Source organism: Onishia taeanensis (assembly GCF_013349955.1).
GTDB lineage: Bacteria > Pseudomonadota > Gammaproteobacteria > Pseudomonadales > Halomonadaceae > Onishia > Onishia taeanensis_B.
Genome location: NZ_JABVXC010000004.1, coordinates 45150 through 58935, shown reverse-complemented (window position 1 = coordinate 58935; position 13786 = coordinate 45150). Strand labels below are relative to the sequence as shown.

The window sequence follows — 13786 nt, the reverse complement described above, 5'->3', positions numbered from 1 at the left end:
ATGCCCCGGCGAACTGGCCATCGCCGATGGCCGAACACTCACGGGGCTCGATACTCGTCGATCGCTTGGAATATGCTTCCCCCGACAAGGGCGAGGATGCCCTGGTCTGGGATTTCCAGGCCTGGTACGGCGGCGATGTCAATCGAGTCTATCTAAAGGGGGAAGGCGAGAATGTCCAGGGTGACAATGAGGATGCGGAATTCGAAAATCTCGATCTGCTCTACAGCCGTCTGATCACCGATTTCTGGGAGCTCCAGGGCGGTATCGGCTATCAGGGTGGCATCGCTTCGAACGATCACCCCGAACGCTACTTCGGCGTCATCAATCTCCAGGGGCTCGTGCCTTATCGTTTCGAAACCGATCTCGACCTGAGGGTCAGCGAGGACGGCGATGTCTCGGCCAGCCTGGAAAGCGAATACGACCTGCGGATCACCCAGCGGACCTACCTGCAACCGCGCCTGGAAGTCGCAGCGGCAGCCGATGAGGTGCCGGAATTTGGCGTCGGTGAGGGCCTCAACTCGGTTCGCACCGGGCTTCGGTTGCGATATGAAATCACCCGAAAGTTCGCCCCCTATATCGGCGGCTACTGGGAAAAGTCCTATGGTGACACGGCTGACTTGGCCCGCGCCTCGGGGGATGCCACCGAAGATACCGGCGTCGTCGCCGGCGTGAGGATATGGTATTAACCTCATTTTGCATATCTCGATATTTCTTCTGCGCCACATATTAATGTGGCGTTTTTATCTATTTTTATCTATTTTTATCTATTTTTATCACATTTCAGTTTTTATTTTCATAATTACAACGTCAACCAATCAAGGAGGTGGACCATGAAACGTCAACTCATTTCCACGGTGCCGCGATGTTGCGCCTGGTCTCTGCCTCATCCTTCGCCATCACTGGCGATAAGCCAAGTGGTTCTGTGATCATTGAAAAAGGGGTGACCAACTCCCAGATCCTGAGCCCCGCCAAGCTCTATCAGGTCAATGTGGAGCAGGCCCAGATGATCCAGATCAGAAACGAACACCTTGCTAGCGACTCCTGCGCTTTTATCGTAATAGCAGGGGGCTGTACGATAGCTCTGGCAAGCTCGTATACAAGGATTCCAACCCACGCATTCACTTCCAGAACTCCGAGCATGTTCAGCTTAGGACCCACAACTACTGCATTCCTGGCAGCGGAACTTGTTTACTGAGCCGTAGGGCTGCAAGGACCTCGTAGAGAATGGTTGAGCCCGCCCGCCAGGATGTTATGAACCTCTGTTAAGCCCTGTCGAGCCGAATCCGGTAGCTCAGGTCTCCTGTCACTATGGTGAGCCACTGATCCGGATATGGCGGACTGCCAAGAATGATCTCTTTTGCTTAGGTCTAAGTTATGCTGACATCTGCAGGGATTTTGTTGTCCATGATGCCACTTTAACCTTAGGTGGCCCGTAGTCGGAGCGCAGTGTCAGTGGTGGCTGAACACGACCCAGAGCCCCTAGTCGATAAATCAGCGCTTCCTCCAAGGCAGCCTCCGCTATTTTGCTGCTGCCTTTGTCCGACAATCGCCAGCCATGGAACTCACGCGTAAAGCAGTCGATGATTACCGCCAGTCTGGCCCGCCGATCTTTACAACACCACACATGGGTGAGATCCGTGGCCCAGCGCTCATCTTGTCGTGAGGCCACGGACGAAAGACTCCTGACGCGAGGGCAGAAGCCCTGTGGTCGCTTGCGCGCCAGCCAGCCCTTCAACTGCAGGATGCGCTGTATCAGCTTGTGGTTCTCTCCCAGGACACACACCAGGCGGCGATAGCCGTAGGTGGGGACCGCTCCAGGGCCAGCTTTACCCGGGCTGCCAGATCAGTATTGATGACACGTCGCCGCGCCTTGGACTGGTAATACAGGCTTCGCAGTAGCAGCTCCAATCAGCGACAGAGCTTGGTTAGGGATACTACATAGCCCTCCAGGGCCAGTTCCGCCTGCAGCGACCTTACAAGTTCCCGTCCTCGTCGAGCAGGCGGCGAAACTTTTTTAATGAATAGATCTGCAGATGGGCCTCGCCCAGCGCTTCCTTAGTTTCCCGGAGCTCGGACTCGAACTGCTCACGGATATCCTTGGCACGGGCCTTGAGCCCATTTCCATGCTGCGCTGGGCTTCTTCGATCCAGCCGAAATCGTGCTGGAGGCCACTTCAGCGACCGTGGTCTTGCCCTTTAAGGTGTCCATGACCACCGCGGCCTTGCGCTTGGCGGTCCAGCGTTTGACGGTAGGTTCGTTGCTCATCGCATCCTCCTCATCGCTGCACTATAGCCTATGCAGCCATGGAGGGGATCACTTCACACATCTAACAATCTTACCAATCGGAGAGTCTAAAAATTTCATCAACAACGATATCGGCCCCCTTCTTGGATAAATGATCGTCATCATAATAAAACGGGACGCTATTCCGTTGAACTACACACCTGCCTTGCACATAGTTGTTACAAAATAGGGCACTAACGACTACCCGCTTAATACCGGGAGCCGGTATACTATCAAAAGCATCTATGACGAATTTATTTCTTGAATAAAAGTCTTCATAAGGGAATGTCACCTGCTCAAGAACTTGATTATTTTCCGAGTAATAAAACCGATTCATCTTTTCAATATCAATGCCAGTCTCAGGAACTGGGTAAACGAGATAAAGAGACCTAGCAACTTTCGCCATTTCTTCAATATACTTTATCAAGTATTCTCTCTTGGTTTTCGCGTCGCGATAAAACTCACCAGAAACCAGCACGTCATATTCTCTGTAGTTGGCATCCCTCTCGGAAAACCCTTCGCTGTTTCGATACGGCATTTTATCAATCACGCCCTCAATAGGAAAAAGCTTGAAGCTCCAACGACTAGCAAGTATCACCTCTGCATCTTGTCGCTTTATGATACTCGTAAATTCCTCGAATCTTTCCTCACAGTTTTCAACCGATCTATTCTTGTTTCTTCTTATAAAGGGCACGGTCTCACAGCCGTCCAAATTGAAAACTTTTCCCTTGATGTTCTGTCTTCTAAACACCTGGTCAAGTGAGTAACTGATGGCTTGAGCATGTGAATCACCGATCAAGATTACGACTTCACTGGAATCCTTGTCCCCAAAGGTACACTCAGATACCCAATGTGAACCCTCGGTCCTTTGTGGCACACAAACATCGCCGATGGTTTCTACTTTTTCACCAAAAGATCGAAACTCAACGTTTGGAGACATTATAAAATCACCGTTGATATATCCATTTTCGTCGTGACCGTATAAACCTATAGATACAAACATTACCAACCCTGCCGAAGAGAAGAAAAATAATCTCCTGCTGTCAATTTTTTCCTTCCTTCGAAACGGCTGCTCAATAATTTTCCAACTGACGACAGCTAGTGCTACTGAAAAACAGCTCAAAAATAGCATTAGCATGGGGCTTGGCTCCGATAGACTTTGTATCCGCGCAAAGGCAAACAGTGGCTGATGCCACAAGTAAGCGCTATAGCTAATAAAGCCTATACCGACGAGCAGGCGAGTGTTGAGAAGTCTTGCGGCGAATGTTTCCTTGTCCGCAAAAAGCACCAAGAGTACGGCGCCTAAAACTGGTGCAAGCGCATATGCACTTGGAAAAGGGGTGGCTTCATCGTAAACGAACACAGATACTAAAATTGCGGCCAAACCGACTAATGCAAGCGAATCATTCTTGACCACTCCACGCCGCTGCACGACAAAAGCCGCCATAGTTCCTGCAAGCAACTCCCACGCTCGCGTTGGTGCTAAATAGAAGTTAGGAGTTGATTTATTTCGCCATCCCCATTCGCTCAGTAAAAAGCTGATTGCGGAAAACAATACGATCATCCAAAAGACGCGATTTTTTCCATATCGCCAAGCTAGAAAGAGAAAAATTGGGAATAAAACGTAGTATTGTTCTTCGACAGCTAAGCTCCATGTGTGTAACAGAGGTTTTTCTTCGGCAGCCGCATCAAAATAACCACTTTCCTGCCAGAATAGCACATTGGACGAAAACAAGCTGACTGCGACAAGGCTGTGAGAAAAATCATCCAATTGGCTTGGCAGCATCCACATCCATGAAAACAAGATGCTGCAGAGCATTACAAAGAAGAGTGCTGGCAAGATTCGCCGTGCACGACGCTCATAGAAATCTAAGAAGCTGAATCGCTTATTATCAATATCTTCAATTAAGATGGTCGTAATGAGGTAGCCGCTGATGACAAAGAAAACATCTACGCCGACAAATCCTCCGCTAAAAATCGCAAATCCGGCGTGGAACAATATCACTGAAACAACAGCAAGTGCTCTCAAACCATCAATTTCGGAACGATATTTCAAGGTAATTATCCTTGGTTAAAAAAGCGGCCTTGATAACAATTCTAGGTTCTGTCTGAAAAGTCGGCACGCAAGCAACGGTCTATGCAAGCAAGGCATATCATTGCCCCGAAACTGCTGGCCAACTTGTCGTACCGGGCGCAGACCCGGCGCAATTCCTTGATCCAGCCGAAACAGCGCTCGATGATGTTTCGCTCTCGATAGCGAGGCTTATCGAAGCCCCGCGGAGCGCCAGGACGCGGTTTTCGCTTCATCTTGCGCCGGGCAATGATTGGCTTCATACGATGCTGGTCGCAGTAGCGACGCAACGGTTCGCTGTCATATCCCTTGTCCGCCACGATGAAGCGGCAACGCTTGCGAGGCCTGCCGGAGGGGCCAGGCAGCTGAACGCGCTCCAGGGTGGGAATAAAGTGCCGTGTATCTGAGTCCTGTCCCGGTGGCAGGGTGAAGGTCAGCGGCCAACCCTGCCGGTCACAGACCATGTGAATCTTGGTCGTAAGGCCGCCACGACTCCGTCCAAGGGCATGGCCTAAGGGGGTCTTGCTGCCCCCCTTTTTGCCGCCTCCTGAGGCGGCCCGGGTGGCGCGGATCGATGTCGAGTCAATCATCCATGTGTCCAGATCCATCAGCCCGTCTTCACGCAGCTTGAGGTGGAGTCGATCCAGCGCCGCCTCGAAAGTGCCATCGTCTCGCCATTGCCGGAAGCGGTCATAGACGGTCTTCCAGGGACCATACCGCTCTGGGAGATCGCGCCATTTGGCACCGGTGCACAAGATCCAAAAGATCCCGTTCAGCATTTGGCGGTCATCCCGGAGCGGGCGGCCCATTGTCTGAGGCGGTGAGACGATGTCTTCGATCATCTGCCAGCTTGCGTCGGAGAGTTCGTGACGTCCTGCCATGCATCACCTATGCAGTTACGGCATCGGAAACATTAGCAAATCAGACTTTTCGGACAAAACCTAACAACTGCCCCGTCATGCACCTTGTTGCCTTAACTCATTGCTATCGCCATTCTTCCTGCTCGCGCTCGTCTTACTGCTAACCTAGAACGCCACGAGCGTGGCATCTGTGCGCCCCTTCAGCGGCGTAGCGCGCCGTAAGGAGCTAGGCCCCAATGCACAGAGCCAAGTTCATACGGCATGCCCTTCCATATAGCCAGCATAGCCAACATGTGTGACTCCAACACCCAAGAAGGCGACCATTTTATCCTGTACCTCGATGACCTAATTGCTCGGCATGTGTATGGAACTGGAGAACGGCGCCAGAGAGGGCCTCAATCCGGTTCCGCACAGGGCTGCGGTTGCGATATGAAGCCACCCGATAGTTCGCCCCCTATGTCGGCGATTACTGGGAAATCTTATGCCGACATGGCTGACTTGGCTCGTGCCTCGTGGGATGCCACCGGGGATACTGGCGTCGTCACCGGCGTGAAGATGTGGCTCTTATCCAGCCCTAACGTCATAATGGTTCGCGCTGAGGCCTCATAAAATATGCGAAGAATCAGGATCTCTCGGTCCTGACCCTGCGATGCGCTCTAGGTCAGAGAAAGGGAGACATGGTTAGCCCGCACAAGATCGATACTGGCGCCCCGAAACGCCTTTCCCGTGCTTCATGGCGACGCATCATGTTGGGCATGGCGGTACTTACCGTTTTTCTCGCCACCGCTCTGGTGCTGTGGCGAACCGGCATGCTGGATGCCTTGCTGGCCGGCGACACCCTCGAACAGGCAGTGATACGGCTTGGCCCATTCGGTCCAGCACTGGTCGTTGGCCTAATGATGATCGCCATCGTCATGAGCCCGATCCCAAGTGCCCCGATCGCGCTCGCTGCCGGCGCGGCCTATGGTCATGTCTGGGGCACACTTTACGTGGCCATCGGCTCCGAGGCCGGCGCGCTCATCGCCTTCGCCATTTCCCGCCTGCTAGGATATGACGCGATGAGAGCCTGGTTGGGCATGCGTCCCTCCAGCGGTCTTCTTCATCGTTTCATCACCTCCCAGAACGCCCTGATGGCCGCCGTTTTCGTGACCCGGCTGATGCCGTTCCTTTCCTTCGACGTCGTCAGCTATGCGGCCGGCCTCTCGCCTCTCAAGGCCTGGCGCTTCGCCATCGCGACGCTGCTCGGCGTCATGCCGGCGAGTTTCCTGCTGGCGCATTTCGGCAACGAACTCGCCTCCGACGATCTGCGCCGTGCGGGCCTAACGGTGCTCGCGCTCGGCACCCTCACTCTGCTGCCGCTGGCCTGGAAGGCGGCGCCGACACGCTACCGATCCGCCCTCAAGCGCTTGCTGCATCTGAGGTAGCCGGTCAGCGTCTCACCAAACACCCGCTGAGGCCGGCTATGACTTGCACCCCGGACATTTCTCGCTGACGTATCCATGACATCCACAACAGTAGCTCCCATTCAGCCTTGGTTCAGCTTTGTCGCCCAGGCTGATGGCGTGCGACGTAGGAGTGAGAATTGCATAACCGTGATCCAGGACTGGTGCTGCCCACCCTCTAGCGGCACACCACAATTTGACCATTGGGTAACACAAGGGTTGTAGGATACTCACACATGATAAGTGGAGGCTCCGCCTGCATCATCCGGGCTGCTCCGTTCTGCGAGCCCCGTCCGGAACGATCAGAAAATCGCCCCCCTGCAGGGAAATGACGCTAGCGAGGTCATGACGACACAGACAAGAAGGAGTGCTCCACATGTCCAAGAATGAACTCCGTCTAGGCGTGAATGAGATCCATCTAGTGACGCGTAAGTTGAAGCTCGAGCCCTGCGATGCCGATGCGTTACGTCTGGCCATCGCACAGATAGACGAGCTATTCGGACTGCAACGCGTCACCTACGACACCGACAAGTGCAAGCTCATCATGGCCTATGACGGGTCGCGGCTGTGCATCGACCATATCGAAGCGATCCTCGCCCGGCACGCCATTGAGATCAGTCACGGCTGGTGGAACCGCTTCAAGGAAGACCACTACCGGTTCGTCGACCAGAACATCAAGGACAATGCCAACAAGGAGCCCTGGAGCTGTCATTGACGGCTCCCGTCGTCACCGACGCCAGGTCGTTCCACGCGGCATCGATGGTGCGGAGTGCCCCGTATTTACGTCAGACGAAGATCCCCCACTGTCAAGCTAGTTGGAGCCTCAGCGGCTGATAGACTCTGAACCCTGGAGGGGCGAGACGAGGCTCCGATGAAGTAATCCGACGAGCGCCGGGAAGCTATCCTCAAGAAGCTATTCCCGCCCCATAACCGCACGGTCGCGGAGGTAGCTGAGGAAGAAGGTATCTCGGCGACCACGTTGTACAACTGGCGGAATAAGGCCCGGAAAGCGGGTCGTCTGCTGCCCGACCAGGCGGATGATCCCGAAGGCTAGAGCTGATGTGACAAATTCCATGCCGTGCGTGAAATGGCCGCGCTGAGTGACGCCGAGCTGGCCGAATACTACCGGCAGCGTGGTTTGTACCCTGATTAGTTCCAGCATTGAACGTGCGTCAAGCGTTCGGGCGATGGGCCAAGCAACGCCCACCGGATCATAGATTTCACCGACGTGTAACTGGCTACTCTGGAGGAATAATGAACGCTACGCAGCAATACGTTCTGCTACTTGGCCTGGCGCTGGGTACCGTGGGTATGGTGCTTTCCCTTTACAGCTTGTCCCGCGCCATAGGCCCGACACGCGGGGAGCCGGGCAAGGATGTGCCGGCGAGTTCCGGAGTCCTGTCGCGGGATCCGGTATGGGGGCGGTATCACGCTCGTTACTATGGATACGCGTTGCTGTTTCTGGCTTTCGATATGGAGATGGCATTCATGTACCCGTGGGCCGTTGTGTACAAGGAAGTAGGAATGGTTGCCTTGCTTGATATGGGCGTGTTTCTTGCCATTCTTTTTCTCGGTCTGCTCTACGGGTGGAGTCAGGGGGCTTTCAGGCGGCAATGAGTTCTGATCCAGCAATAAACCTAACGGGCGCACGGCAGAAACGTTACTCAGTGCTGCAGAAGCTGGTTTCCCGGGCCCTGGCGCGTAACCTGAGCTGTCTGATCGTTCCGGGCCCGGAAGTGGCCCTGGCGCATGGTCTGGACGTGACTGCAGCAGGCTTGCGCATTGCAACCACGCCACGCGATGCCAGCGTGCTTCTGATTGTCGGAGATCTGCCCGGGAAAATGGGGGATGCCGTGGCAGTGCTCTACGCGCAGATGCCCCGGCCGCGCGCGATTCTCATGGTAGGCGGGCAGACACCGTCGACTTTATCGGGTGACGATATCTCCTCAGACCTCTCGCAAGAAGATCTGACCGAAGCCGTAGGTCAGCTAAAGCGGGCATTGGCTGACGGTGCCTTTACAGACTCGCCGGAGGATTTCGACGCCTCTGTAATGCACGCCAGGATCGAGTATGTCTGCCCCATGCATCCCGAAGTTGTGGAGGATGAGCCGGGTAGCTGCCCCAAATGTGGCATGGACCTGGTAGCCCGCGAAGCCGGGGAGTCGACCCCTGAAGGCGGCAGCGATCATGAACATCACGAAGATCACGAACACCATGGCCACGAACACGAGCATTGCCATGACCAGGAGCACCAGAGCCACCATGAGCACCAGAGCCACCATGGGCATCATGAGCATCATGATGGCCATGATCAGGACCACGGCCACGACCACGACCACAATAACGAACACCAACCGGAACACGCTCCCGAAAATGCTGGGACCGAATATACCTGCCCCATGCACCCCGAAATTGTTCGGGACGAACCGGGCAGCTGCCCGAAGTGCGGCATGGATCTGGTAGTCCGTGAATCTGACGACCACTCAGAACATGAACATTCCGGCCATGATCACGGTGAACACGATCACGGTGAACACGATCACGGTGAACACGATCACGGTGGGCATGATCATGAAGGACATGATCATGGTTCCTCGGGATTCATGTCCATGATTGAAGTCACCAAAGACCTGCCGCGCAGCGCCGACGGCCTGCAGATGGACTGGCTTGAGGTGCCGTTCGGTCCGGTCTTCCCTGGCTTGCCCGGCGGACTGAAGTTGACGCTGACCCTTGATGGTGACGGCGTAACGGAGGGGCAGGCGATCTCCCTGGTGGGGGTGACCAGCAAAGGTGACAATGTTGAAGAAAGTGAAGAGATGGATGCCGAGACCTTCATTGCGTATCTGTCAGCTGCAATTCCGCTCGCGCCGGTGAGCTACCGTCTTTTGGCTTGTCTGGCAATAGAGCAAGCGGCAGGACTGGAGGACGATTCGGCAAACGCCGGTGCCCGCACTGGCGCCCTTGAGCGTGAGCGCATCGCCAGTCATCTTGGCTGGCTGGCTCAGTTAGGGCGCCAGCTCGGCTTCGCCTGGCTGACGCAACGGGCTTCAACTCTGCAACTGCAAGTCAGAGAGGCTAACCGGGACAGTCTTGCTGCCCTGGAGCCAGCGCTGCGTACATTGGGTACCCGCCTTGAACGAACGCCTTTGCTTAAATCGCGGCTGATGGGAGTCGGTATACTGCCAACGGAATCTTCTGGTTTGCGCGGCCCCGTAGCGAGTGCTGCCAACGAAGGCGGAGATGCCTGGGCGCGCCTGTGGCAGCGCCTGGCCGAAATTTCGGCCAGCCTTGACCTTATAAAGTCGGGCGCAGAACCGGAGCTGCCGGTTCTGCGCGACGTTGGCGATGTGTCAGGAACCGGTGAGGCAACCGTTGACACTCCGCGCGGCGAGGCCCGGCTAAGTCTGAAACTGGAGCGCGGCCATGTTAAGTCATACGAGCTGGACACCGCCTGCAGTCACCATATCGGCCTGGTCCCGAAGCTTGTCGAGGGCCAGGAACTGGGCGATGCGCTGCTGGCAGTCGGGTCACTGGACCTTTCGCCCTGGGAGGTGACTTCGTGACTGTCGCCATCGTTTTGCTCGCGCTGCTTGGCAGCGCCTGGCTGCTGGCTGTGATTGAGGGCTGGATGGCCACTGGGCGTCTGAGTCCGGCGGCGCCGCTGTTCAACGGCCTGGCTCACCTCGGACGTGAATCTATTGTGCCGCGCTCGCCGGACCGGGTCTTTTTCGAGGCGGCGCCGGTGCTGCTATTGGTCGTAGCAGTGCTTGGCATGGCGGTCCTGCCGCTGGCGCCGGATCTGATCATCGCGGACCTGGGCACCGGCGCGCTCTTCATCAACGCGGCCCTGGCCTATGTGCTGGTCGCGGTGATCATGGCTGGCTGGGGGCCGGATGGCGCCTACGCGATGATCGGCGGCTGGCGTTTTCTGGGCCAGCTTATTGCCTATTCCATGCTTATTGTCATGCCGATCACGGCCGTGGCCATGCGTGCAGAGTCCCTGGTGAACACCGCGATCGTTGGTTCCCAGAGCAGCTTGTGGAACATCGTCTACCAGCCTCTGGGCTTCGTGCTGTTTTTCATTGCCGCCATGGCGCTGGCGTTCCGTGCCCCCTTCGATCTGCCCACCGCAGAAGGGGAGCTTGGCGGAGGTGTGGACGCCGAGTACACCGGGGTGCGCCTGGCAGTGCTGCGCCTGGCCCGACTGACGCTGGTGGTTACTCTGGCTTCGGCGACCACGGTGTTTTACCTCGGCGGCTGGCATGGCCCGCTGCTGCCGCCCTGGGCCTGGAGCCTGATCAAGACCCTGGCCGTAGCCGTGTCGATGCTGCTCGTCGGTCGCTACCTGCCACGCATTCGCGAGGCGGATCTGATGCGGTGGTGCTGGATTATGGGCATCCCCCTGGCACTGGTTAATATCATTATTGTCGGTTTACTGATCCTGGTGGTTCCCTAATGTACGCACAGGCTTTTTTTGTCGCTGTGTTCGGGCTGGCCGCAATCGGCTTCGGCCTGGTGGTGTTTCGCACATCGTCCATGGTCCGTTCCGCACTGGCGCTGTTGTTTTCGCAGACCGCCGTCGGCTGCATGTTTCTGGCGATGCAGACCGAATTTCTGGGTGTACTGCAGATCATGATGATGGCCACGGAGATGAGCATCATGGCCATCTTCATGGTGATGTTCATGATGGATCCCGGTGGGCTTGGCGGTATGGATATGAGCCACCAGAAGCGCTTCTCGATCGGTGCCGGGGTCAGTGCCGCCGTTGTTGCCATCGCCATTGCACTGCTGTCCGACTGGGGTCCCTTGGCGGACCAGGTGCCGGACGCGGAGGCGCAGACACGGGCGCTGGGCATGGAGCTGCTCGGGCGCTCGATGATGATCTTCGAAACCGCTGGCATCACCATCCTGACCGCGATGATTGCGGCCACGGCGGTGGCAATTCCGGTGCAGAACCTGGCGAGTAAAAACGACAAGGAGTCATCGGAATGACCGCAGTTCTGATAGTAGCGCTTCTGATCGGCGCAATACTCTTCGGTATCGGTATCTATGGCGCACTGTCCCAGACCAATCTGGTGATGATCATGATGGGCGTGGAGCTAATGCTGGCGGGCGCGATGGTGAACCTGGTCGCTTTCTGGCGCTTTCTGCACCCAGAAGCCTATTCCGGCCAGATGTTTGTGCTGGTGGTGATGACGGTTATGGCGCTGGAGATGGCGGTCGGCTTTGGCATTGCCATCGCCCGCTTCCGGGCCAAGGGCTCGGTAGAGATGGAAGAAGCGGAGGACCTTAAAGGATGAATGCAGTGGTCCTGCCGATATTACCGCCGCTGATCGCCGCCCTGGCCGTGTTGATACTGCGCCGGTGGCCGCCTGCACTGGCCCTGGCTGGCGCAACGCTCAGCCTGGCGGGAAGCCTCTGGCTTCTGGCCCGGGTGGCTAGTGGTCAGACCGAAACCCTACTTATGCCCGGTCTGCCGGACATGCCACTGCGACTGGTCGGCGTGCCGCTTACGGCGTTATTGGCCGTGACGGTGGCCACGGTGGGTACATTCGTGCTGATCCATGCCGTCGGTTACATGAAGCGAGAGTCTGGTCAGGCGCGCTTCTACGCCGTAATGTCCCTGTTCCTGGCCGCCATGCAGGCGCTGGTGCTGGCCGGCGACTGGGTTCTGCTGCTGGCGGCCTGGGAACTGATCGGCCTCTGCAGTTACCTGCTGATCGGCTTCTGGTTCCAGCGGCCCGAAGCCGCGAACGCAGCCAGCCGCGCTTTCCTCTATACCCGCAGCGCAGATCTCGGGCTTTACGTTGCGGTATTCATACTTATCGGGTCGGCAGGTACCAGTGAGATTGCCGTCTCCCTGACCGCTGGTGGTAGTGCCTCGACCGCGGCCGGGCTTCTGTTACTGCTGGCCGCCATGGGCAAGTCGGCCCAGGTTCCCCTGCAGGACTGGCTGATGCGCGCCATGGCGGGCCCGACACCGGTCTCGGCGTTGTTGCACTCGGCCACGCTGGTGGCGGCGGGCGCGATCCTGCTGATCCGCTCGGCCCCGCTGCTGACTCCTGAAGCGCTTTTCGCCATTGGGCTTGTTGGTGGCGTTACCACGGTGGCAGCCGGGGTGATTGCGCTGGCCGAGCGTGATCTCAAACGCCTGCTCGCGGCTTCTACGGCCAGTCAGTACGGCCTGATGCTGATCGCAGTGAGCGCCGGGGTTCCGCTGGCCGCCCTGTTGCACTTGCTCGCCCATGCTGCCATCAAGAGCAGCCTGTTCCTGGCTGCCGGTGATTTCCAGCATGCGCGTGGCGATACCACTTTCGATCGGCTGAAGGGCGTTGGCCGCTCCAGACCCTGGGCCTTCGCTGGCTTTGCTCTGGCGGCGCTGGCACTGGCTGGCATTCCACCGCTGAGCGGGTTCTTCTCCAAGGATGCGGTTATCACCGCCGCTCTGTCTGCACAGGGCGCCGTCTGGCTCGGCCCTCTGGCCCTGGCAGGCACTCTGCTGACCGGCGCCTATATGGCCCGGGCTTTACGCTTGCTCTGGCAGAGCTCCGGCGATACCCGGCCGGTCGCCGGTACTGGCTGGATGCGCGCTGGCATCTGGGGTCTGGCGATCCCCGCCGCAGGCCTGGGTCTGGCCTTTGGTCCACTCGAAACAATGCTTGATCTGCCGGTGCCGGAAACCGCAGGTATCGGCGCCATATTGTCCGGACTCGTCGCCGCCTTGGGTGGTCTGGCGCTGGGCTGGCTGGTGCCGGTCAAGCGTCTGCTTGGGCCTGCCCATCAATGGGCAGCATCGGGGCTAGTGGTTGCGGGCGGGCTCACCGCCTGGGTAGGTCGGCCCGTAATGGCTGTTGCCCGGCGGTGTGACCGTCTGGAAGGCCACCTTTATGCGGCCGCGCTTGGCGTCGGTCGCGCCAATCTGGCGGTGGGTCGCTGGGTTCGGGGCGGGGATGAGCGTGGTATCGACGGTCTGATCTTCGCCCTGGTGGCCGGTGTGCGGGCCCTGGGCGCGCGGGCGAGAACCCTGCAAAGCGGCCTGATCCATCACAGCCTGGCGATCAGCGCCGTAGCCACCGCTGTGCTCCTTGTCATCCTGTTTTCAGCTTCACTGAGTTTCTAAAGGAACCCTG

Annotated in this window: 14 protein-coding genes; 10 read left to right on the top strand and 4 right to left on the bottom strand. The window is 57.3% G+C overall.

Annotated features, from left to right (window positions below):
- A partial coding sequence (locus tag HUS66_RS06660) for a copper resistance protein B (RefSeq protein WP_175070162.1) occupies positions 1–686 on the top strand: 686 nt, incomplete at its 5' end.
- Between the two features lie 686 nt (positions 687–1372).
- Here HUS66_RS06660 and HUS66_RS18075 read toward each other — a convergent pair.
- From HUS66_RS18075 to HUS66_RS06640, 4 genes are all read right to left on the bottom strand, one after another.
- Positions 1373–1669: a DDE-type integrase/transposase/recombinase gene (locus tag HUS66_RS18075; protein ID WP_168709139.1), complete on the bottom strand. Its 297-nt coding sequence runs from the start codon at positions 1667–1669 to the stop codon at positions 1373–1375.
- A 416-nt stretch (positions 1670–2085) separates the two neighbouring features.
- Complete coding sequence (locus HUS66_RS17645; RefSeq protein ID WP_205742483.1) at positions 2086–2265, bottom strand: hypothetical protein; 180 nt, start codon at positions 2263–2265, stop codon at positions 2086–2088.
- Between the two features lie 70 nt (positions 2266–2335).
- Positions 2336–4339, bottom strand: a complete 2004-nt coding sequence (locus HUS66_RS06645; RefSeq protein WP_168709140.1) for an acyltransferase family protein — start codon at positions 4337–4339, stop codon at positions 2336–2338.
- Positions 4340–4380: 41 nt separating this feature from the next.
- Positions 4381–5235, bottom strand: coding sequence for an IS5 family transposase (locus HUS66_RS06640; protein ID WP_136246724.1), 855 nt, complete (start codon positions 5233–5235; stop codon positions 4381–4383).
- Between the two features lie 656 nt (positions 5236–5891).
- Here HUS66_RS06640 and HUS66_RS06635 point away from each other — a divergent pair.
- The 9 genes from HUS66_RS06635 (at position 5892) to HUS66_RS06595 (ending at position 13776) form a co-directional block, all read left to right on the top strand.
- Entirely contained in the window at positions 5892–6638 is a 747-nt protein-coding gene (locus HUS66_RS06635) for a TVP38/TMEM64 family protein (RefSeq protein WP_205742751.1), read from the top strand.
- Between the two features lie 394 nt (positions 6639–7032).
- Positions 7033–7371: a cation transporter gene (locus HUS66_RS06630; protein ID WP_112056292.1), complete on the top strand. Its 339-nt coding sequence runs from the start codon at positions 7033–7035 to the stop codon at positions 7369–7371.
- A gap of 186 nt (positions 7372–7557) precedes the next feature.
- Entirely contained in the window at positions 7558–7710 is a 153-nt protein-coding gene (locus HUS66_RS18070) for a transposase (RefSeq protein ID WP_112056372.1), read from the top strand.
- A 200-nt stretch (positions 7711–7910) separates the two neighbouring features.
- Positions 7911–8273, top strand: coding sequence for an NADH-quinone oxidoreductase subunit A (locus HUS66_RS06620; protein WP_112056293.1), 363 nt, complete (start codon positions 7911–7913; stop codon positions 8271–8273).
- 50 nt (positions 8274–8323) lie between these two features.
- Positions 8324–10219 (top strand): heavy metal-binding domain-containing protein, encoded by a 1896-nt coding sequence (locus tag HUS66_RS17770; RefSeq protein WP_282848354.1) that lies wholly within the window; start codon positions 8324–8326, stop codon positions 10217–10219.
- Positions 10216–11112, top strand: coding sequence for a complex I subunit 1/NuoH family protein (locus HUS66_RS06610; RefSeq protein WP_112056301.1), 897 nt, complete (start codon positions 10216–10218; stop codon positions 11110–11112). Before HUS66_RS17770 ends, HUS66_RS06610 begins: the two co-directional genes overlap by 4 nt.
- Complete coding sequence (locus HUS66_RS06605; RefSeq protein WP_112056303.1) at positions 11112–11648, top strand: NADH-quinone oxidoreductase subunit J family protein; 537 nt, start codon at positions 11112–11114, stop codon at positions 11646–11648. Before HUS66_RS06610 ends, HUS66_RS06605 begins: the two co-directional genes overlap by 1 nt.
- Positions 11645–11956, top strand: coding sequence for an NADH-quinone oxidoreductase subunit NuoK (gene nuoK / locus HUS66_RS06600; protein WP_136246725.1), 312 nt, complete (start codon positions 11645–11647; stop codon positions 11954–11956). The genes HUS66_RS06605 and nuoK overlap by 4 nt, the downstream gene beginning before the upstream one ends.
- Entirely contained in the window at positions 11953–13776 is a 1824-nt protein-coding gene (locus HUS66_RS06595; protein ID WP_175070161.1) for an NADH-quinone oxidoreductase subunit L, read from the top strand. Before nuoK ends, HUS66_RS06595 begins: the two co-directional genes overlap by 4 nt.
- Positions 13777–13786 lie beyond the last annotated feature (10 nt).